The organism is Brevibacterium sp. 50QC2O2 (genome assembly GCF_024580675.1).
Taxonomy (GTDB): Bacteria; Actinomycetota; Actinomycetes; order Actinomycetales; family Brevibacteriaceae; genus Brevibacterium; species Brevibacterium moorei.
In genome coordinates, this window is record NZ_JANIJZ010000018.1 from 19,374 (window position 1) to 40,263 (window position 20,890).

Annotated in this window: 16 protein-coding genes and 1 riboswitch; of the genes, 11 read left to right on the plus strand and 5 right to left on the minus strand. The window is 67.0% G+C overall.

Annotated features, from left to right (window positions below; translation table 11 throughout):
• Positions 1–55 precede the first annotated feature (55 nt).
• Positions 56–167, plus strand: a riboswitch (glycine riboswitch).
• A gap of 108 nt (positions 168–275) precedes the next feature.
• From gcvP to NQ038_RS13000, 4 genes are all read left to right on the plus strand, one after another.
• A complete protein-coding gene (gene gcvP / locus NQ038_RS12985; protein ID WP_257062749.1) occupies positions 276–3,299 on the plus strand; it encodes an aminomethyl-transferring glycine dehydrogenase in 3,024 nt (1,007 codons plus the stop codon).
• Positions 3,296–4,435 carry a glycine cleavage system aminomethyltransferase GcvT gene (gene gcvT / locus NQ038_RS12990; protein ID WP_257062750.1) on the plus strand — a complete coding sequence of 380 codons (1,140 nt, stop codon included), beginning with the start codon at positions 3,296–3,298 and terminating at the stop codon, positions 4,433–4,435. The genes gcvP and gcvT overlap by 4 nt, the downstream gene beginning before the upstream one ends.
• Before the next feature lie 97 nt (positions 4,436–4,532).
• A complete protein-coding gene (gene gcvH, locus NQ038_RS12995; protein WP_257062751.1) occupies positions 4,533–4,931 on the plus strand; it encodes a glycine cleavage system protein GcvH in 399 nt (132 codons plus the stop codon).
• 100 nt (positions 4,932–5,031) lie between these two features.
• On the plus strand, positions 5,032–6,489 hold the full coding sequence (locus NQ038_RS13000; protein WP_257062753.1) for an L-serine ammonia-lyase: 1,458 nt from the start codon (positions 5,032–5,034) through the stop codon (positions 6,487–6,489).
• A gap of 175 nt (positions 6,490–6,664) precedes the next feature.
• Here NQ038_RS13000 and NQ038_RS13005 read toward each other — a convergent pair whose 3' ends face one another.
• The 3 genes from NQ038_RS13005 to NQ038_RS13015 all read right to left on the minus strand — a co-directional run bounded on the left by NQ038_RS13005 (position 6,665) and on the right by NQ038_RS13015 (position 9,207).
• On the minus strand, positions 6,665–7,477 hold the full coding sequence (locus NQ038_RS13005) for an endonuclease domain-containing protein (protein ID WP_257062754.1): 813 nt from the start codon (positions 7,475–7,477) through the stop codon (positions 6,665–6,667).
• Positions 7,478–7,867: 390 nt separating this feature from the next.
• A complete protein-coding gene (locus NQ038_RS13010; RefSeq protein ID WP_257062755.1) occupies positions 7,868–8,719 on the minus strand; it encodes an SDR family NAD(P)-dependent oxidoreductase in 852 nt (283 codons plus the stop codon).
• Positions 8,716–9,207: an S-ribosylhomocysteine lyase gene (locus tag NQ038_RS13015; protein WP_257062757.1), complete on the minus strand. Its 492-nt coding sequence runs from the start codon at positions 9,205–9,207 to the stop codon at positions 8,716–8,718. Before NQ038_RS13015 ends, NQ038_RS13010 begins: the two co-directional genes overlap by 4 nt.
• A 184-nt stretch (positions 9,208–9,391) precedes the next feature.
• Here NQ038_RS13015 and NQ038_RS13020 point away from each other — a divergent pair, with 184 nt between their 5' ends.
• A complete protein-coding gene (locus NQ038_RS13020) occupies positions 9,392–10,861 on the plus strand; it encodes an amidase (protein WP_257062758.1) in 1,470 nt (489 codons plus the stop codon).
• 59 nt (positions 10,862–10,920) lie between these two features.
• Here the strand turns inward: NQ038_RS13020 and NQ038_RS13025 are convergent, their stop codons facing one another.
• Positions 10,921–12,024 carry an NAD(P)-dependent alcohol dehydrogenase gene (locus tag NQ038_RS13025; protein ID WP_257062759.1) on the minus strand — a complete coding sequence of 368 codons (1,104 nt, stop codon included), beginning with the start codon at positions 12,022–12,024 and terminating at the stop codon, positions 10,921–10,923.
• Positions 12,025–12,135: 111 nt separating this feature from the next.
• Positions 12,136–13,098: a helix-turn-helix transcriptional regulator gene (locus tag NQ038_RS13030; RefSeq protein WP_257062760.1), complete on the minus strand. Its 963-nt coding sequence runs from the start codon at positions 13,096–13,098 to the stop codon at positions 12,136–12,138.
• Positions 13,099–13,339: 241 nt separating this feature from the next.
• Here NQ038_RS13030 and NQ038_RS13035 point away from each other — a divergent pair, with 241 nt between their 5' ends.
• The 6 genes from NQ038_RS13035 to NQ038_RS13060 all read left to right on the plus strand — a co-directional run bounded on the left by NQ038_RS13035 (position 13,340) and on the right by NQ038_RS13060 (position 20,880).
• Positions 13,340–14,734, plus strand: a complete 1,395-nt coding sequence (locus tag NQ038_RS13035; RefSeq protein WP_257062762.1) for an APC family permease — start codon at positions 13,340–13,342, stop codon at positions 14,732–14,734.
• 104 nt (positions 14,735–14,838) lie between these two features.
• Positions 14,839–16,152, plus strand: a complete 1,314-nt coding sequence (locus NQ038_RS13040) for an MFS transporter (RefSeq protein ID WP_257062763.1) — start codon at positions 14,839–14,841, stop codon at positions 16,150–16,152.
• A gap of 248 nt (positions 16,153–16,400) precedes the next feature.
• Complete coding sequence (locus tag NQ038_RS13045) at positions 16,401–18,020, plus strand: ABC transporter substrate-binding protein (protein WP_257062764.1); 1,620 nt, start codon at positions 16,401–16,403, stop codon at positions 18,018–18,020.
• Between the two features lie 2 nt (positions 18,021–18,022).
• Positions 18,023–18,955, plus strand: a complete 933-nt coding sequence (locus NQ038_RS13050; protein WP_257062765.1) for an ABC transporter permease — start codon at positions 18,023–18,025, stop codon at positions 18,953–18,955.
• Positions 18,956–18,977: 22 nt separating this feature from the next.
• Positions 18,978–19,853, plus strand: coding sequence for an ABC transporter permease (locus NQ038_RS13055; RefSeq protein ID WP_257062766.1), 876 nt, complete (start codon positions 18,978–18,980; stop codon positions 19,851–19,853).
• A gap of 4 nt (positions 19,854–19,857) precedes the next feature.
• Complete coding sequence (locus NQ038_RS13060) at positions 19,858–20,880, plus strand: ABC transporter ATP-binding protein (protein ID WP_257048373.1); 1,023 nt, start codon at positions 19,858–19,860, stop codon at positions 20,878–20,880.
• Positions 20,881–20,890 lie beyond the last annotated feature (10 nt).

Consider the following 20,890-nt stretch of genomic DNA (forward strand, 5'->3'; position numbering starts at 1 on the left):
CGACATCCGTAACCTGTCCGTCGCAAATCTTCGCTAGACTTGGCAGCAGCCGTCATGACGCGCTCTGGGAGAGCCGCTGGGCGAATCGGACCGATGATCGGACCAGTGGCGCCGTAGGTGCAATTCCCTCCCCGGGAAACTCTCAGGCCCAGTACCAGTGCGCGCAGGCAACTCTGGAGCGCACGCGCGCCAGCCTCGGACCCCTGGCCCGAGCAGCGCAAGCCGAGTGACAGAGCGGGGAGGACTGACCTGATCCAGCCGATCGAAGGAAGTTCATGACGGCCTCCACCACTCCGTCCTCCAGTACAGCCCCGAACTCCGGGGCCCCGGGCACGTTCGCACACACCTCCGCGGCCTCGGGCGATGCCCCGCGGCCCTTCTCCGACCGCCACATCGGCCCGCGCGCAGCGGATGCAGCCGCGATGCTGGGCGCGCTGGGCTATGACTCCCTGGACGCCCTGGCCGCCGCGGCGATCCCCGAATCCATCGCCCAGGCCGAAGCCAACTCCCTGCCCGGTGCCCTGCGCGAAGAGGAAGTGCTGGCCGAACTGCGCGAACTGGCCGACCAGAACGTCACCCGCGTGCAGATGATCGGCCAGGGCTACTCCGATACGATCACGCCGGCGGCGATCCGCCGCAATGTGGTGGAGAACCCCGCCTGGTACACCGCCTACACCCCCTATCAGCCGGAGATCAGCCAGGGCCGCCTGGAGGCCCTGCTGAACTTCCAGCAGATGGTCGAGGACTTGACCGGCCTGGACATCGCCAACGCCTCCCTGCTCGACGAGGCGACCGCCGTGGCCGAGGCCGTGCTGCTGATGCGCCGCGCCACCCGCAAGGGCTCCGAGGTCGTGCTCGACAGCGAACTCCACCCGCAGATCATCGCGGTGGTCAACTCGCGCGCCCGCGCGATGGACTTCCGGGTCCGCGTCGAGGACCTGAGCCAGGGCCTCGTGGGCGAGGACGTGTTCGGCATCGTGTGCGCCCAGCCGGGGACCTCGGGTGCCGTGCGCACCTTCGAGGCCGCCGTGGCCGGCGCCAAGGAGCGCGGAGCGCTGGTCGCCTTCGCCGCCGACCTGCTGGCCCTGACCATGTTGGAGACCCCCGCGGCCCAGGGCGCTGATATCGCGGTGGGTTCGGCCCAGCGCTTCGGCGTGCCGCTGTTCTTCGGCGGCCCCCACGCCGGTTTCATGGCCGTGACCGACAAACTCAAGCGCCAGCTGCCCGGCCGCCTGGTGGGCGTGTCCAAGGACGTCGACGGCAAGCCCGCCTACCGCCTGGCCCTGCAGACCCGCGAGCAGCACATCCGCCGGCAGAAGGCCACCAGCAATATCTGCACAGCCCAGGCCCTGCTGGCCAATGTCGCCAGCTTCTACGCCGTCTACCACGGTCCCGCCGGCCTGACCCGGATCGCCTCCCGGATCCACCGCCTGGCCCACGCCTTCGCCCGCCGTGTGGCCGAAGCCGCGGACCTCACCGTGTCCACCCAGGAGTTCTTCGACACCCTCACCCTGGCAGTGCCCGATGCGCACGCCTCGGTGGCGGCCGCCGACGCGGTGGGCATCAATATCCGTCTGATCGACGCCACCCACGTGGGCGTGTCCTTCGGTGAACCGCACACCGTCGCAGATGCCAACGCCCTGCTGGGCGCTCTGGGTGCACCCAGCCAGATCGATCCCGAGGCCTTCGAACGCGCGGGCCACGGCACCTACGGTCCGGCCGGTGCGAACGTCGCCGAGCCCCAGCTGCCGGCCGAGCTGATCCGCCACAGCGATTTCCTGAGCCACCCCGTGTTCAACACGCACGGCTCGGAAACCCTGCTGATGCGCTATCTGCGCACCCTGGCCGACCGCGACCTGGCACTGGACCGCACCATGATCCCGCTGGGATCGTGCACCATGAAGCTCAACGCGGCCGCGGAGATGGAGGCCATCACCTGGCCCGAATTCGCCTCGATCCATCCCTTCGCCCCGCTCGAGCAGTCGCGCGGCTGGCGCGAACTGCTGGCCCGGACCGAACGGATGCTGGCCCAGGTCACCGGCTACGACCGTGTGTCCCTGCAGCCCAACGCCGGCTCCCAGGGCGAACTGGCCGGCCTGCTGGCGATCCGCGGCTACCACGTGGCGAACGGCCAGGAGCAGCGCCGCGTGGTGCTGGTGCCGGCCTCGGCCCATGGCACGAACGCCGCCTCCGCAGTACTCGCCGGCCTGGAGGTCGTGGTCGTGGCGACCGCCGACGACGGTTCGATCGATCTGGCCGATCTGGACGCGAAGATCACCGCGCACGCGGACGTGCTGGCCGGCATCATGATCACCTACCCCTCGACCCACGGCGTCTACGAATCCGCCGTGACCGAGGTCTGCGCCAAGGTCCACGCAGCCGGCGGGCAGGTCTACATCGACGGCGCCAACCTCAACGCCCTGCTGGGCCTGGCCCGGCCCGGCGAGTTCGGCGGCGACGTCAGCCACCTGAACCTGCACAAGACCTTCTGCATCCCGCACGGCGGCGGCGGCCCCGGCGTGGGCCCGGTGGCGGTGCGCGAGCACCTCGAACCGTTCCTGCCGGGCGATCCGCGCGACGCCCGCCTGGTCTCCGGCGACCGCGCGGCCACCGGCCTGCCCGTGTCCGCGAGCCTCTACGGCTCCGCCGGGGTCGTGCCGATCAGCTACGCCTACTTGCGCCTGATGGGTTCGGCCGGCCTGGCCGAGGCCACGAAGTCCGCGCTGTTGGGCGCGAACTACCTGGCCCATGAGCTCGACGCCTCCTTCCCCGTGCTCTACACGGGCAATGCCGGCCTGGTCGCCCACGAGTGCATCCTGGATCTGCGGGAGCTGACCGCGGCGACGGGCGTGAGCGCCGAGGACGTGGCCAAGCGGCTGGTCGACTTCGGCTTCCACGCCCCGACCCTGGCCTTCCCCGTGCCCGGCACCCTCATGGTCGAACCGACCGAATCGGAGGACAAGGGCGAACTGGACCGCTTCATCACCGCGATGCGCGCCATCCGTGCGGAGATCGACGCGATCGGGGACGCCTATTCCTATGAGGAATCGCCCCTGCACGCGGCCCCGCACACGGCGACCTGCGTGATGGACGACTGGACGGGCGCATATTCGCGCAAGCAGGCGGTGTTCCCCGTGCCCGGCCTGGAACTGACGAAGTACTTCCCGCCGGTGCGCCGCATCGACGGGGCCTACGGCGACCGCAACCTGGTGTGCTCCTGCCCGCCGCCGGAGGCCTTCGCGGTCGACCTGCCGGAAACCGCCTCGGCCACGGAAACCGCAACGGAGGGGAAGGCATGAGCCAGACCGCCCTGTACAACGTCCACAAGCAGCTGGGTGCTGCGTTCACCGACTTCGGCGGCTGGGGCATGCCGCTGAAGTACGGTTCGGAACTGGCCGAGCACCGCGCGGTGCGCCAGACGGCCGGACTGTTCGATCTGAGCCATATGGGCGAGGTCCGGGTGTCCGGCCCGGATGCCGCTGCCTATCTGGACTACGCCCTGCTGGCCCGCTACACCCCGATGGAGGTGGGCCGGGCCAAGTACGGCGTGATCCTGGACGCCGCCGGTCACACGATCGACGACCTCATCACCTACCGGCTGGCCGATGACGAATTCCTCGTCGTGCCCAATGCCGCGAACACCGCCGTGGTCTTCGCCGCCATGAGCGAACGCACCGGCGACTTCGAGGTGACGGTGGTCGACGAATCGGCCCAGACCTCGCTCGTTGCGGTGCAGGGGCCCGCCGCCGAGGCGATCCTGCTGGCGACGCAGGGTGAGGACACTGCGGCCGCCGAGGACGCTGCGATCGCCGCAGCCCGCACGGCGATCACGGAGCTGCGCTACTACGCCTGGACCCGGGTGGAGATCCTGGGCGTGTCCGTGCTGCTGGCGCGCACCGGCTACACCGGTGAGGACGGCTTCGAGCTGTTCGTCGACAATGCGCACGCGGTGCTGCTGTGGAACTACCTGGAGAACGTGGGCGAGGACAAAGGGTTGGTCCCGTGCGGCCTGGCCAGCCGCGACTCCCTGCGCCTGGAGGCCGGGATGCCGTTGTTCGGCCACGAGATGGACTCCACCACCAGCCCCTTCGACGCGGGGCTGGGCGGAATGGTCCGCGGAGCGCTGAAGCACAAGGGCGAGTTCTTCGCTCGCGCAGCGCTCGAGGCGATGGGCGAACCGACGCGCGTGCTGGTGGGGCTGAGCTCCGAACAGCGCCGCGCCGCCCGTGCGGGAGCCACCGTGCTCGATGCTGCCGGGGCCGCGATCGGCACGGTCACTTCGGGCCAGCCGAGCCCCACCCTGGGCCACCCCATCGCACTGGCCTATGTGGACACGGCGGTTGCTGCCCCCGGCACACAGCTGAGCGTGGACGTGCGCGGCAAGGGCCTGCCGTTCACGGTGGTCGAACTGCCGTTCTACCGGCGGCAGTCCTAGGGCCGCGGGCCCAAGGCGTCGGGCTTAAGGCGTCGGGCCCGCGCATGGCGCGAGCGTTCTAGAGTTTTCATACACACATATTCAAAGGAGCAACATCATGGCCGAACTTCCCTCGCTGCCGCAGGACTTCCAGTACTCGGCGGACCACGAATGGGTCAACACGACCGCATCCGAACTGGTCGGCACGACCGTGCGCGTGGGCATCACCGCGGTCGCCGCCGACGCCCTCGGCGAGGTCGTCTTCGTCGAGCCCCCGGCCGTCGGTGATAGCATCACCGCAGGTCAGGCCTGTGGCGAGGTTGAATCGACGAAGTCGGTATCCGATATCGTGGCACCCGTGTCCGGTACCGTGACCGCGGTCAACGAGGCCGCCACCGCGGACTCGAGCCTGCTGAACTCGGACCCCTATGGCGCCGGCTGGCTGTTCGAGGTCGAGGTCACCGCAGCGGGCGAGCTGCTGGACGCCGCCGCCTACGCCGCGGCCAACCACATCTGAGGAAACACCCCCTGACGCTGAGCAGGCGATTCGGTCTGAGAAAAGTGCCTGCGAGCCGACCGAACCGCCTGCTCAGCGTGGGTATAGGAGAAGGGTAGTCATGGTCAGCGTCTTCGAACTGTTCACGGTGGGCATCGGCCCGTCGTCATCGCACACCGTCGGCCCGATGCGCGCGGGCCTGCGCTTCACGCACCTGGTGGCCGAGGCCGTGGCCGGGGACTGGTCCCGCCTGGCCGGGCTGCGGGTGGACGTATTCGGTTCGCTGGCCGCCACGGGTTCCGGCCACGGCACCTTCGATGCAATCCTGCTGGGCCTGCAGGGCTGCGACCCGGAGACCACCCTGCCGAATGAGGTCGACGCCCGGAACTCGCGCCTGGCCCAGACCGGGATGCTGCCGTTTGCCGACCGCCTGATCGGCGCGGGGGCGTTCCCCGGCGAGGTCCGCTGTCTGCCGTTCACCGAGGCGGACATGGTCAAGCGCCCGCTGACCGTGCTGCCGCGACACACGAACGCGCTGGAACTCACGGCCTTCGACCGGGACGGCGCCCAGCTGGCCCACGACACCTACTACTCTGTGGGCGGCGGTTTCATCGTCGCGGCCTCGGATGAGGAAGGCGAGGCGGCCGACGGCGCCGCGCAGGCGTCCCAGGGGGCACCCTCCGGGGCGCCGGCTGCGGTGCATGCGTTCGCCTCGGGCGCTGATCTGCTGGAACTGGCCGGGCACACCGGCAAGCCGTTCTGGCGGCTGGTGCTGGACAATGAGCTGACCAGCCGGACCGAATCGCAGATCCGCGCCGGCGTGCTGCACATCTACGAGGTGATGGAACAGTGTGCGGCGAACTCGATCGACCGCTCCGGCTTCCTGCCCGGCGGGCTCAATGTGCGCAGGCGCGCGCACGACTGGTTCCTCAAGCTCAAGGAGATGGATCCCGAGCGCAAACCGGAGTTCTACCAGGAATGGGTGAACCTGGTGGCGCTGGCCGTCAACGAGGAGAACGCCTCGGGCGGGCGGGTCGTCACCGCGCCCACGAATGGCGCGGCCGGGATCATCCCCGCCGTCATGCACTACGCCCTGAACTATGTGCCCGGTGTCGTGGCCGAGGGGCAGCGGGGGCGGGAGCGCGCGATCGTCGAATTCCTGCTCACCGCCACCGCGATCGGCACGCTCTACAAGCGCAACGCCTCGATCTCCGGGGCCGAGGTCGGCTGCCAGGGCGAGGTCGGATCCGCGTCCTCGATGGCAGCGGCCGGCCTGGCGCAGGTCCTCGGCGGGACCCCCAAGCAGGTGGAGAACGCCGCCGAGATCGCGATGGAGCACAATCTGGGCCTGACCTGCGATCCGATCGCCGGACTGGTCCAGGTGCCGTGCATCGAACGCAATGCGATCGCCGCGGGCAAGGCGATCAACGCCGCGAAGATGGCGCTGTGGGGCGATGGCGAGCACCGCGTGAGCCTGGACGAGGTGATCCAGACGATGAAGTCCACGGGCGAGGACATGAGCCACAAGTACAAGGAGACCGCAATGGGCGGCCTCGCGGTGAATGTGGTGGAGTGCTGAGGCGCTGAGCTCTGGGGCGCTGGGTGCACCCACAACTGTAGGTGTTTGTTCACTCGCGGGCGCCGTGGCGGTGCGAGTGTAACCTCCGGGCGCTGATTCGTGGCCTGGATGGCGTGGTGTCGCATGTTCGTGGAACCCCACGCCGTGCGACTGTACGGTCTAATACAGGCGTGGCTCAATACAAAGGCAGGGCCTTTGTGGCGATGTGCTCCCTGACTTCCGCCAGGACCCAGCTCAGCGCGGTGTACTTGGAGACGCGGATGACAAGCCAGCCGGCCTTCGTCAGATAGAAGTACCGCTGCATATCGTGTTCGATCTGATCGGCGTCGAGGAAGTGGTGCCCACCCTCGTATTCGATGGCGAGTTTGATCCCGGGGTAGGCCAAATCGGGATGGATGGTGCCGAATCCCGGAATCGTCACGGGGTGGCCCACAACGGGGGTGGGCAGGCCGGCTTTCTCCAGGGCCAGGCGCAGACGTGTCTCCCGAGGCGAGCCGACTTTCTCCCGCGCGGTCTCCAGGGCCGTCAGGAGATTTCTGCGCCCGCGAAAGTTTCCCAGTGCATCGGCGAACGCCCGGATCTCGGCCTTGGTCGCCTCGGGTGGACCGTGCCAGGGCCCCATGACGGCATCCAGGAGGTAGACCATGTCCACCGGCTGGAGGATCCGCGTGAGCTCGACGATGAGAAAGGCCGTCGGTTGCACCAGGATGCCCGCCGTCGGGTGGTCCCCATGGTGCTTGGTGCGCAGGGTGTCGATGCCGGGCCTGCGGATCAACCCCGTTCCCGCCCGGCGGCTGATCTGCAGGAGCGAGGTGTCGGTGGAGACGGGCAATCCGCGTAGATAGGCTCCCGTGCGCCGGCCGGGGCGCGCATCGGGGAAGAGTCGTTGGAGGGCGGCTGCGCGAGTGCGCAGTTCGAGCCAGTCGGGATCATCTGCTCCGAACCGGGGGCACTCGACATCCTGGGTGACATCATCACTGGTCCACACACCGGAGTAGATGAGTCGCAGTCCGTTCCTGCCGTCCCGTGGGGTCCGGGAGATCCCGGTTCTACGCACCTCCGAGGTCAATAAGGGTCGGTGGATAGTTCTTATGACTGTTTGCGATAGTTTCATGTATATGAGAGTAATCTAGTGCAAACAGTCTCAAAAGACATAGATTGTGTGAATATGTTGAGTGAGATACATGTGCAGGTGTTTGTTCACTCGGACTGGCTTCAGTGGCGCGAGAGTAACCAAAAGGGTCGATACAAGGCGAAATCGGGGTGAATGCGATCAGTCGCACGACTCGAAGCCGTGCGACTGAACAAATACCTACATATGTAGTACATATCTCGCCTGCGGGGTCCTGTGCATTGGCCCTCGCGCAGCCCCAAGTCCTCAGTGCATCGTCATGCCGCCGGTGACGTTGATGCCCTGGCCCGTCATATAGGACGCCAGGTCCGACACCAGGAACAGCGCCACATTGGCCACGTCCTGCGGATCGGCGGTCCGTCCCAGCGGGACCTGGGAGTTGTCCTCGGCCTCGACCTCGGCCGCGGTCATCCCGCGCAGCGCTCCGCCCTCGACGCGCTCGCGGTGCTTCATCGGGGTCTCGACGATCCCCGGGCAGATCGCATTGACCAGGATTCCGTCGGCGGCCAATTCGATCGCCATGGTCTTCGTCAGCCCCAGCACCGCGTGCTTCGATGCGACATAGGCGCCCATCGCGCGGTAGCCGTTCTTGCCCGCCTGGCTGGCCAGCAGCACGATCCGTCCGGGCAGGCCCGCATCCTTGAGCCGGCGCGCCACGCCCCTGGCCACCAGATAGGTGCCGGTCGAGTTCACCCGGTTGGTCTTCTCCCAGTTCGCCAGGGTGGAATCGACGACGAAGTCCATCGTCGACATGCCCGCGACGTTGACCAGGACGCTCACGGGTCCCACCCCGCGCCAGGCCGCGTCGAGCAGGGCCTCGACCCCGGCCTCGTCCGAGACGTCCAGGCGCGCCTCGAACAGGCGGCCGCCGGTCGCAGCCGCCGTTCCGCCTGCCGCCGAGGCCGCGGTTCCCACCGCGACCTCTGTGGGTTCCGCGCTCGGATGGGCCAGATCGGCGCTGATGACCGTGGCGCCCTGGGCCAGCAGGGTGTCGCGCACGGCGGCGCCGATGCCCTGGGCACCGCCGGTGACGAGGGCGACCCGGCCGCGCAGTTCTGGGAAGCGGGGGAGTGGACTGCGTGCGGAAACTGTGCTCACGCGAGTACGGAACGGTCGAAGGCGTCGATGCTGATGCCCTGCTCCAGCACGGTCTTCGACCATTCCTGTGCGGAGAACAGGCTGTGGTCGCGGTAGTTGCCGCAGGTCTCGATCGTGGTGCCGGGCACATCGTCCCAGGTGATGGAGTGCGCGATCTGGTCCAGCGCGTCCTTCAGGGCCGCGGCGACCTCGCCGGCGGTGGGCTCACCCCAGACGATCAGGTGGAAGCCGGTGCGGCAGCCGAACGGCGAGCAGTCCACGATCCCGGGCAGGCGGTCGCGCAGCAGCCCGGCCAGCAGATGCTCGATCGTGTGCAGGCCGCCGGTGGGAATGGCCGTCTCGTTCGGCTGGGTCAGGCGCAGATCGAAGTTCGACAGCGCATCCCCGCCGGGGCCGTGCTCTACGGCGATCCGGCGCACATACGGCGCCTTGACGATGGTGTGGTCCAGTTCGAAGCTCTCGATCGTCGATTCGATCTTCTCACCCATGGTTCCTCCTTGAGATACGTGGTGTTTTGTTTTCGCTGCTCACAGGCTAGGCCCGAACCCGGCCGCGGCACCGTGGGCCTGTCATATGACACTGTGTGGAGCCACTCTCGACACAGTGGAGCCACTCTCGACACAGTGGAGCCACCGCCCGATATTGTGACGTGGAGCATATTAGAGTGGTGCCATGAGCGAGCACACCGACTTCACCGATCCCACCGAGCTGGCCTACGCCTCCGCCACGGAATTGTTGACCGCTTTCCGTGCCGGAACCACCACTCCCGCCGCGGTGCTCGAGGCGCAACTGGCGCGCATCGACGCCCACGACGGGTCCGGCGGCACCCCCGACGGCGGTACCGACGGCCTGGGCGCGATCGTCGACCGCTACGACGATGAGGCCCGCGAACTGGCCGCTGCCGCCACGGAACGCTACCGCGCCGGCACCGCCAGGGCACTGGAGGGGATCACCGTGGCGGTCAAGGAGAAGCACGCGATGGCCGGGCGCCATATGACCGAGGGCTCGCTGGCCTGGGACGGCACCGTGCCGGACTTCGACCATCCCGTCGTCGAGCGGCTGCGCGCGGCCGGGGCGATCCTGCACGTGCGCACCGCCACCCCGGAGTTCTCCATCACCGGCTACACCCAGTCCCTGGCTTGGGGCGTGACCCGCAACCCCTGGAACCCGGATTTCTCACCTGGCGGTTCCTCCGGCGGGTCCGGTGCGGCCCTGGCCGCCGGGATGACGACCCTGGCAACGGCCTCGGACATCGGCGGTTCGACCCGCGGGCCCGCGAGCTACTGTGGACTGCTGGGTTATAAGGCGCCCTATGGCCGGGTGCCCGGTGCCGCGCCCAACAGCCTCGACTACTACCGTGGCGACGGCCTACTGGCGCGCAGTGTGGAAGACGCATGCGTGGGCTTCAACCTGATCTCCGGGCAGCACTGGCGCGACCAGACCTCGCTGCCGGACGTCACGATCCGCGCTGATGAACCGGTGGCCGGGATGCGCATCGCCTACAGCGAGGACCTGGGCGGTTTCGCCGTGGACGCCGAGGTCAGGGCCAACACCCGCGCCCTGCTCGAGGCCCTGTCCGACGCCGGGGCCGAGGTCGAGCAGGTCGCCTTCCCCGACCTGCGGCGCGAGTTCGCGACCGCACTCATGGTGCACTTCGGGCAGTTGAATTCCCAGCTGGTCACGCGCACCACCGCCGGCCGCGAGGACGAACTGACCGAGTACGGCCGTGACACCGTGGCGCTGGGCCGGCGGGTCGCCGCGGAGCACACGATGTACGACGCGGTGCAGGCTGAATGGGCGATTCAGCAGGCCCTGGCGCGGATCATGAAGGGCTTTGACGCGCTGGTGTGCCCGACCTCGGCGACGGTCGGACAGCCGGCGGGAGTCGACGTCAATGCGACGGGGATCGAGGTGGGCGGCCGGCAGGTCAGCGGGATCGAGGCCCTGCTGACCGCCCAGCTCAATGTCAACAACCGCTGTCCGGTGATGAGTGTGCCCAGTGGGTTCGCCTCCAACGGGGTGCCGACGGGTGCGCAGATCGTGGGCAGGCCCTATGCCGATGACACGGTGTTCTCCCTGGCAGCCGCCGTCGAATCGCTGGGCTATGTGCCCTTCACCCGCGGGGTGCGCCCGGAGCTGTAGGGCTCGGGCGCGACCCGCGGGCGTTGAGCCTCCCCGCGCGGTACAGGATCAGTATCTGCTCAGTACACGACGACCGGTTTGATCGTCGTGCCCGATTCGGAATCCGCGAAGGCCTGGTTGATGTCCTCGAAGGCGTAGGTCTTGACCAACTTGTCGAAGGGGAAGAGCCCCTTCTCATACATCGAGACCAGTTTCGGGATGTACTCGCGCGGCACTGCATCGCCCTCGACGACCATGGACACGTTGATCCCGCTGGTCAGCAGGGTGCCGATGTCGAAGGGCGCCTCGGTGCCCAGTTTGGCAGCACCCACCAGTGCCCCGTGCCCGCGCAGGGCCAGGGACTTCGTCATCTGGGAGAACACGGGCGGAACGCCGGTCGTGTCCAGGGCGTACTGGACGCCCTTGCCACCGGTGATCTCCCGGATCGCCTCGACGGGGTCGACCTCCTTGGAGTTCACCACATGGGTCGCGCCCAGCTCCTTGGCGAACTCCAGGCGGCTGGGGACGATGTCGACCATGATGATGGTCGTAGCGCCCGCGGCCACCGCGCCCATCATCCCGGACAGACCCACCGCGCCGGTGCCGAAGATGGCGATCGACTCCCCGGGGCCGGGCTTGAGGACGTTGAGGACCGCACCGGAGCCGGTCATGATGCCGCAGCCCAGGGGCCCGAGCTTCTCCAGTGGGGCGTCGTCGTCGACCTTGACCGCATTGCGGGCGCGGACATTGGTGCGGGTTGCGAACGAGGACTGCCCGAAGAAGTTCGAGGACACGGGTTCGCCTGCGGAATCGGTGAACATCTTCGAGCCGTCGGTCCTGGCCCCGCCGAAGTTCAGGTTGTAGAAGTCGACACAGTACTGCGGGTGGCCGGCGATGCAGTTCTCGCAGACGCCGCAGGACGCGGGGGCCAGCACCACCTTGTCGCCGACGGCCAGATCGACGACATCTGCGCCCACGGCCTCGACGACGCCCGAGCCCTCGTGGCCGAGCACCGCCGGCAGCGGGGTCGGGTACCACTGGTCGCGGACGATCGCGTCGGTGTGGCAGACGCCGCTGGCGACCAGGCGGACGGTGACCTCGTCGGGACGTGGGGCGTCGAGCTCCAGTTCGCGGATTTCCAGATCGGTCTTCGGTGCGGTGGCAACCGCTGCGTTCACCTTCATCGTGAACTCCTTCCGGGTAGATTCCGGAGCGCGCAGGATCAGCGCGGGTCCACCTTCCAACCTAACGCAGAACGCGGGTCCCGGCCCTGGTTTCGCGGCTTCTTTCTCCGCTCAGGACCCCGCCGCCTCCGCGGTATCGTCCCCGGTGTCGTCCCCTGGTTCGTCTGCGGGGGCCTCGGCTTCGATCTCGTTGAGGTAGTTGTAGATCGTGAAGCGGCTGACGTCCAGCGCCGAGGCGACCATCTCCACCCCGTCGCGCAGCAGGAACATGCCGCGGGATTTCAGGATCCGCACGGCCTCGACCTTGTGGGCCTTGCGCATCAGGTGCACGGGCACGCCCACCCGGGCGATCGCCCGCGAGAGCAGCAGGTCGGCCAGTTCGTTGACATCGCGGACGAACACCTCGGGGTCCGCGGGCGCCGAGGCGCCGGTCTCCTGTTCCCGGGTTTCCGCCCCGGCCACTGGATCCCCGGGTGTCGCCGGGGCCGAGGCGGCAGCAGGCTCCGCGGCCGGGCGCAGGACCGCACCCGGCCCGGATTCGGGAACCGGCGCGTCGCCCCGCCCGGCGGGGGCCTCGGCGCCGGTGGTTCCCGTTTCAGAGGGCTCGTCCCCGGCCGTCTCCTGGCCCAGCATGCTCGCGGCGATGCGGGAGACCTGATTCCAGACGCTGGTATCGGAGTTGATGCACAGGGCCGCCACGGGGTTGCCCGCCACATCGTTGATCACCATGGTCGAGGACTTCAGCCTGCGCCCGTCGGGTAGCTGGGTCTCATAGCCGACCACCGTCTCCAATTGATGGGTGGCACTGCGGTGCAACAACAGGTCCGTGGCCGGGTCGCCGATCCTGCGATGGGTGACGTCGCCGTAGACGGCCACGATCGAATTGGGCAGCAGGCTCAGATCGTGCAGCACCACCTCACTGGTGGCCGGCAGCGAACGGCCCAGGGGCTCGACCAGCTGTTTGAACACGACGATGAGGCGCTCACCGTCGATGGTGCGCGTGAACGGCGTCTCCTGGGGCGTCTCCTGGTTCGTTGCGCCTGGTGTCGGATCAGCGGCGATGGGAGTTGTCACACGCGCCTCCTTGGGATTCGGGTGTCGATGGTCGGGGTAGCGCCGCCCTGCATGGTGCTGGACTCATACCTCTGCTGGCAACTCTACTCAATTGATCAAGTAGTTCAACAGAGTGTTGCATTAAAGGATGACGGTTTGTAGTATCGCTGTAGCTTCATTATGTCCCAGGTCACAAGCCGGAGGCATTGCCGAACCGCACAGTCCAAGCCCTGAAGATTCCCGCACCGTCGAGGAGCACTCCGTGTCCCGCACAATACCCACCGGCACCGCCGCAGCAGCCCCGGCTGCGGCCGGCACCGAATTCCACCAGACCAAACTCAAGCGCACGATCGGCCTGCCGGGCGCCCTGGGCATCTCGATCAACCAGATCATCGGCGGAGGAATCGTTTCCCTGACCGGCGCCGCGATCGCAATGACGGGCGGCGGGGTGTCCTGGGCCTACGGGATCGCGGTGTCGACCATCGTGCTGGTCGCCATTCCGTATGCCGCCATGGGTTCGGCTATGCCCGTGGTGGGCGGGGCGTACACCTGGCCCACCCGGATGCTGCACCCGGCGGTCGGATTCTTCTCCATGTGGCTGTTCGTGCTGTCCCAGGCCTCGATCAGCCTGTACGGGCTGTCGGCCGGAACGTATCTGCACGCCCTCAACCCCTGGTTCAACGAGAAGGCCGTGGCCGTGGTCCTCGTGACCATCTTCTTCATCGCCAACCTCATGGGGTCGTCCATCTCCTCGCGCGTCGGGTTGGTGATGCTGGCGATCATGTTGCTGGGCTTCTTCAGCTTCATCGCCTACGGCCTGGCCCAGGTGAACTGGAACATGTACCCGGAATCCCTGCCCAACGGCTTCGCCAAGCTGCTGCAGGCCGCTGCCCTGCTGACCTTCGCGACCGGTGGCGCCACCGGCGTCGCCGAGCTGGGCCGCGAGATGAAGCGCCCCGGCCGCGACATCCCGATCGCGATGATCGGCGGCACCGCGCTGGTCGGAGTCGTCTACGTCCTCATCGCTATCCCCGCTGCGGGCGTCCTGCCCATCGAACAGGTGGCGGGCGAACCGCTGTCCACGGTGGCCGAGCACTTCATGCCCCATGGGCTGTGGCTGTTCTTCATCCTGGGCGGCGCGATGTTCGCGATCATCGGCACCCTCAACGCACAGATGCTGTGGGGCTCGAAGAGCCTGCTGGCCGCCTGTGATGACCGCTGGCTGCCGCATTGGATGGGTGCGGTGAACAAGCGATTCGGTACCCCGCACGTGCTGCTGACCCTGCTGTTCATCGTTGGTCTGGTCCCGGCGGTCGCGGGGATCGACATCTCGATGATCGGCTCGGCGGCATCGGCGCTGACCCAGATCATCTTCATCGTCGTGCTGGTCTCCGCGCTGCGGATGCGCTATGTGGCACCGGAGCTGCAGCGGGCGGCACCGTTCAAACTGGGGGAGAGGACCCACTGGGTGCTGACGATCGTGGCCGTGCCGGTCTGCCTGTACCAGACCTATCTGCTGGTCCTGGACTTCACTCCGGCCGTGTGGATCGCCGCCGCCGTGTGGATCGTGTTGGGCGTGCTGCTGTTCGCCTGTCGGTACAAGAAGGCGATGGCCGCCGTCAGGGGCCGGACGCACCGCGATCTGATCGAGCTGTGAGATACCCGTGACAGTGATATATCGATTGCTTAGTATGGCAGGTATCACACGTACGAGACAAAGATTTCCAGCACGGCAGCGCACTACCACGACGAGCAGACGAGATGACTGAGACGATGACGACCCAACAGGCCACGCCCGCGAAACCCCGCGGTGCCCTGGCCCGCAATACGACCTTCCTGGCCCTGGGCCAGCTGTTCTCCGGAGTGGGCATCGCCTCGGGCATCGCGGTGGGCGGCCTGCTGGCCGAAGAGCTCACCGGCTCGACCGAGTTCGCCGGCCTGTCGCAGACCGCCTCGATCCTGGGCGCTGCGATCGCCGCGATCCCGCTGGCGAACCTGGCGCGCAAGTACACGCGGCGCCGGGCGCTGACCACCGGGTTCTCGCTGGCGGCCGTGGGTGCGCTCATCATCCTGGTCTCGACCACCCTGAACTTCGCGCCCGGCTACTTCATGGGCATGCTGTTCATCGGCGTGGCCACGGCGACCGGCCTGCAATCGCGCTACGCCGCCACCGACGACGCCCCCGACCACATCAAGGGCCGGATGATGTCCTTCGTGGTTTGGGCGACGACGATCGGGTCCGTGGCGGGGCCCAACCTGACCGAACCGGGTGCCCATGTGGGCCGGGCCCTTGGTCTGCACCCGCTGGCCGGCCCCTTCGTCCTGTCGGTCTGCGCCTTCGCGATCGCGGCCTTTTTCGCCTCGCGCGTGAAGTCCGAGCCCGTGCCCGGTGCGGTGGGGGAGGGGCCTGCGGCCGGCTCCCCGGGCCGGGCTGAGGACGTCGCCGTGGCCGAGGCCCCCGCCCCCGGCGTGCGCCAGGTGCTCGGTATCGTGTGCCGCAACAAGGTGGCCCTGTTCGGGCTGGTCACGGTCGCCACGGCGCAGATGATGATGTCATCGGTGATGGTGATGACCCCGGTTCACATGGCCCACGACGGGATGGCGCTGCACTTCGTGGGGATCGTCATCAGCCTGCACATCCTGGGCATGTACGGACTGTCGCCGTTGTTCGGTTGGATGGCAGATAAGTGGGGCGGGCAGACCGTGGCGATCCTGGGCTACGCGATCTTCGCGATCGCCTTCGCCCTGGGCATCTACGATGCGATCGCCGGCTCCCAGATGCCGCGCATCTCCACAGCCCTGACTCTGCTGGGCGTGGGCTGGTCGGCCTGTTTCATCGGCGGTTCGATGGTGCTCAACGGTTCGGTCCCGGCTGCGGCCAGGGTGCCGCTGCAGGGCCTGTCGGACTCGATCATGAACTTCGGCGCCGCGATCATGGCTGCGGCCTCCGGCAGCCTGCTGGAGCTGGGCGGATTCCAGCTGATCAACATCGTGGCGGCGTGTCTGCTGGTGCTCACCCTGCTGGCGGGTGCTCGGGCGAAGTTCGGTTTCGGCGCGGCGCACCGGGTCGCCTGATTCCGTGGGGGTTTCCGGACGAGTAGTGAGCCCTCAGGCGACCCGTCACCTGTACTTCAAGTAGATGTTGAATTAAGTGATTGAGCTCACCCTTACTCATTTTGAATACTCGTGGATTATATAAAAAATCTGTGTAACAACTTCACAAGGAACGCGAAAAATATCAACTGAGAGTTGAGACTTCGTGCTAATCTGAGTCGCACATCACACTTGTGATGCACGTCTCCTAGAACTGCACGGAGGAATGCATGGGCATCCGCATGCGTCGCCTGGCCGCACTGACAGCCGGTCTCACGGCCCTGGTCCTGGGCCTGAGCGCCTGCGGTTCGGCGGGTTCGGACTCCGATGATCCCGATACGGTCACCTACGCGATCGACACGGACTTCCTGGGGCTGGACCCCAACACCACCCCGCAGGCGCAGGATGCACGGGCTGCCAGGCAGATCTATGACAATCTGCTGGCCAAGGACGACAAGGGGAAGATCGTCGGCTGGCTGGCCACCGAGTTCGCGCAGCTGGACGGCGGTAAACGGTTCACCTTCACTCTGCGCGACGGGGTGAAGTTCCACGACGGCACTGATTTGGACGCCCAGGCGGTCTGCGACAACTTCGATCGGATCACCGATCCCAAAGCGGGTTCCCGCTATGCGATCTCGCTCCTGGGCCCCTATGAGTCCTGCAAGACTCACGGCAAACTGAAGTTCGAGGTGGACTTCAAGCGCGCCTATAGCCCGTTCTTCGAATACCTGACTTCGCCCTTCCTGTCGATCACCTCGCCGACGGCTGTGAAGAAGTACGGTGATCAGTTCAATTTCCATCCGGTGGGCAGCGGCCCCTTCATGTTCGACAGCTACACCGTGAAGAACCAGCTGGTCCTCAAGGCGAATCCGGATTACAACTGGGGCCCGCCCACCTCCGCGCACACGGGGCCGCCGAAGATCAAGAAGCTGATCTTCCAGATCATCACCGACCCTACGGTCCGCGTGGGCTCGTTGCGTTCCGGAGGCGTGGATGCGATCGGCAATATTCCGGAGACCGATGCCGGCACCCTGCAACAGGATCCATCACTGGAGTTCTTCGCGAAGGCCCAGTCCGGGGCGCCCTACCAGCTGCACCTGAATACCAAGCGCGACCTCTTCAAGGATGTGAAGGTCCGGCAGGCCTTCGTCAAGTCGGTCAACGTTCCCAGTATCAACAAGGCGCTGTACTTCGGCGTCTACGATACGGCGATCGAGGCGATCTCCCCGACCACCGGTGGATTCGATGACTCCCTGCAGGGGACCATCTCCTATGATCCGGAGGGTGCCAAGAAGCTGCTGGACGAGGCCGGCTGGAAGCCGGGGCCGGACGGGGTACGGGTCAAAGACGGCAAGCGCCTGACCATTCACACCAATGACGTCGCTCCCAACCGGGAGAAACGCCAGGATGTGGCCCAGTTCGTCTACAGCTATGCGAAAAAGGTGGGCTTCGAGGTCAAGAGCGGCATGATCCAGACCGCGGAGGCGCCGGCCTATGTGCAGGCGGGCAAGTACGACATCTACGGGCTGAGCCTGGTCAATGCCAGTGCCAATGTGCTCAGCACCCTGTACGGATCGGAGAACATCCCGACCGCGGAGAAGTACGCCATGAACATCTCCAAGGTCGACGACCTGGACGACAAGCTGCAGGCGGCACAGACCGAACCGGACGAGTCCAAGCGCACGGAGATCTACCGGGGAATTCTGAAGTACGCGCTCGACCGGGCATATGCGCTGCCGATCTATGTGCCCACGTACACGGTGGCGACCAAGGGGATCAAAGGCCTGACGTTCGATGCCGAGGCATATCCCAGCTTCTATGGGGTCGAACCCGCGGACGGAGATAACTGATCATGTTGATGCTCACCGTGCGCCGCCTGGTCGCGGCGATACCCACGCTCATCGGCGTCACCCTGGTGCTGTTCCTGGTCCTGCGCGTTCTGGCGGGCGATCCCGTCACCGTGCTGTTGGCCGGCGGTCAGTCGACCCCGGAGGTCGAAGCGGAGCTGCGGCAGCAGTTCGGCCTCGACAAGCCCCTGTGGTTGCAATATCTGGTATTCGTCGGCGGGATCTTCAAGGGTGACCTCGGCCTGAGCTACGCCACCAGGTTGCCGGTGGCCGATCTGCTGCTCGGCCAGATTCTGCCCACCCTGGCGCTGGCCCTGTCGGCGGCAGTGGTCTCCGCCCTGATCGGCATCATCCTGGGTTCCCTGGCCGCGATGTTCAAGGGGTCGTGGGTGGACTCGGTCATCCGCGTCATCTCCCTGCTCAACACGTCTATGCCGTCCTTCTGGGTTGGACTGTTGCTCATCGTCGTGTTCGCCTTCGGCCTGGGGTGGTTCCCGGCCACGGGCTCCGATGGTTTCAACACCCTGGTGCTGCCGGCCATCGCACTGGGGCTGTCCGCAGCGGGCACCGTGGCCAGATTGGTCCGCAATTCCGTGGTGGACGTGCTGGGGGAGAACTTTGTGACCGCCCTGCACGCCAAGGGCCTGTCGATGGGCGCGATCGTCGTCAAGCACGTGCTGCGCAACGCCATCATCCCCACCGTGACGATCGTGGGCCTGCAGCTGGGCAACCTGGTCGCCGGCGCGGTCATCGTGGAAGCGGTGTTCTCCCGGCAGGGCCTGGGCCAGATGTTGGTCCAGGGCGTGGCATCCAGTGACTTCCCCGTCATCCAGGCAGTGGTGCTCGTCATCGCCGTCATCTACATCCTGATCAACATCCTGGTCGACCTGTCCTATGCGGTCATCGACCCGCGGGTCAAGACCGCGACATCCAACTGAGGCACGAAGGAAAGGGATTACCGTGGCCATCTCAACGCCCACCGCACCCGTCGGGGTCTCCGCCGCCGGCCAGGGACACAAGCGGATCGGCAAGATCTCCGTCAACAAGATCTTCCTCGTCCTGTCCTATGCCTGGATCGTCCTGGTCGTCCTGGCCGCGTTGGTCCCCGGGTTGCTGACCCGCGGAAATCCGCTGGACCTGGACCCGGACAATGTCCTGTTGGCACCGGGGGTCGGTGGCCTGCTGGGTACCGATCAGTATGGGCGCAGCGTGCTCACGCTGCTGATCTACGGTGCGCGCACCGCGATCATCATCGGCCTGGCGGCCACCGCCATCGGGCTGGTGATCGGTACGGTCATCGGCCTGGCAGCGGGCTATGTGGGTGGAGTCGTCGATATGGTCATCGGCCGCGTGCTGGATATCCTGATGTCCTTCCCAGGCGTGCTCATGGCCCTCATCATCACCGCTGCCCTGGGCGCGACCACCGGGAACCTGATCCTGGCGGTGGGGATCGCGGCGATCCCGCAGTTCGCCCGCGTGATGCGCGGACAGACGATCGCGGTGCGCTCGAAGCTCTACATCGAAGCGGCCAGGGCCTCGGGGTTCTCCAACCGGAGGATCATCTTCGGCCACGTCCTACCCAATGCCGTCGCCCCGATCGTGGTCCTGGCGACGGTGACCGTGGGCGTATCGATCGTGGCGGCGGCCTCGCTGTCCTTCCTGGGTCTGGGCCCGCGCTCCGACATCCCGGACTGGGGGCAACTGCTGGCGATGGGCCAGCCCTATCTGTCCGCTGCCTGGTGGATCAGCACCTTTTCCGGCGTGGCCCTGACGATCACCGTGATCGCGGTGAGCCTGATCGGCGACTCCGTCAGCGACGCAATGGAGAAAGGCTAAGACCATGAATGCACCTTCCGGCGCACCCGCATCCGCTCCGCTGCTCAAGTTGGACGATGTCCGCGTGACCCTGGACAACGGCGTCAAACGACTGCCGCTGATCCGCGAGGCCACCTTCCAGATCCGCCCGGGTGAGATCGTCTGCCTGGTGGGCGAATCCGGTTCCGGCAAGTCCGTCACCGCGCGGACCATCATGGGCCTGCTGCAACAGGACGATGACATCCGGGTCGACGGGTCGATCGTGTTCGACGGAGCGGAGATCGCCGCCGGCGGCAAGACCAGCGCAGGCCTGCGGGGGAGGGACATCGCGATGGTCTTCCAGGAACCGCTGAGTTCCCTGGACCCGGTCTTCACCATCGAGACCCAGCTGACCGAGGCCCTGCGCCGCCTGGGCCCGCGCAAGTCGAAGAGGGCCGATAGGGAGCAGCTGGTGGAACTGCTGGCCAAGGTCGGCATCCACGACGGCCCGCGCGTGCTGCGCAGCTATCCGCATCAACTGTCCGGCGGTATGTGCCAGCGCGTGATGATCGCCCAGGCGCTGGCCGCCAAACCGAAACTCCTCATCGCGGACGAACCGACTACCGCCCTGGACGTGACGATCCAGGCGCAGATCCTCAGCCTGATCGAGGAGCTGCGGGACGAGACGGACATGTCAGTGCTGCTGGTCACCCACGATATGGGCGTGGCCGCGGAACTGGCCGACCGAGTGGTCGTCATGTACGCCGGCCGCGTGGTCGAGGACGCGGCGCCGTCCGAGGTCTTCACGGCAGCCCACCACCCCTACACCTCGGGCCTGTTGTCGTGCATTCCGCCGCTGACCGGCGAGAAGCCGGAGCGGCTGCCGGCGATCGAGGGTTCGGTCCCCGATCCCTCGAACCTGCCGACGGGTTGCTCCTTCCACCCGCGCTGCCCGTTCGCCACGGACGAATGCGCGGCCGAGGTCCCCGAGCGCCGGCGGATGGGCTCCGGTTACGCTTCCTGCTTCAACCCGCTGAACCTGGAGCCGGCCGCGGCCGGTGCACGCTGAAAGGACCGAC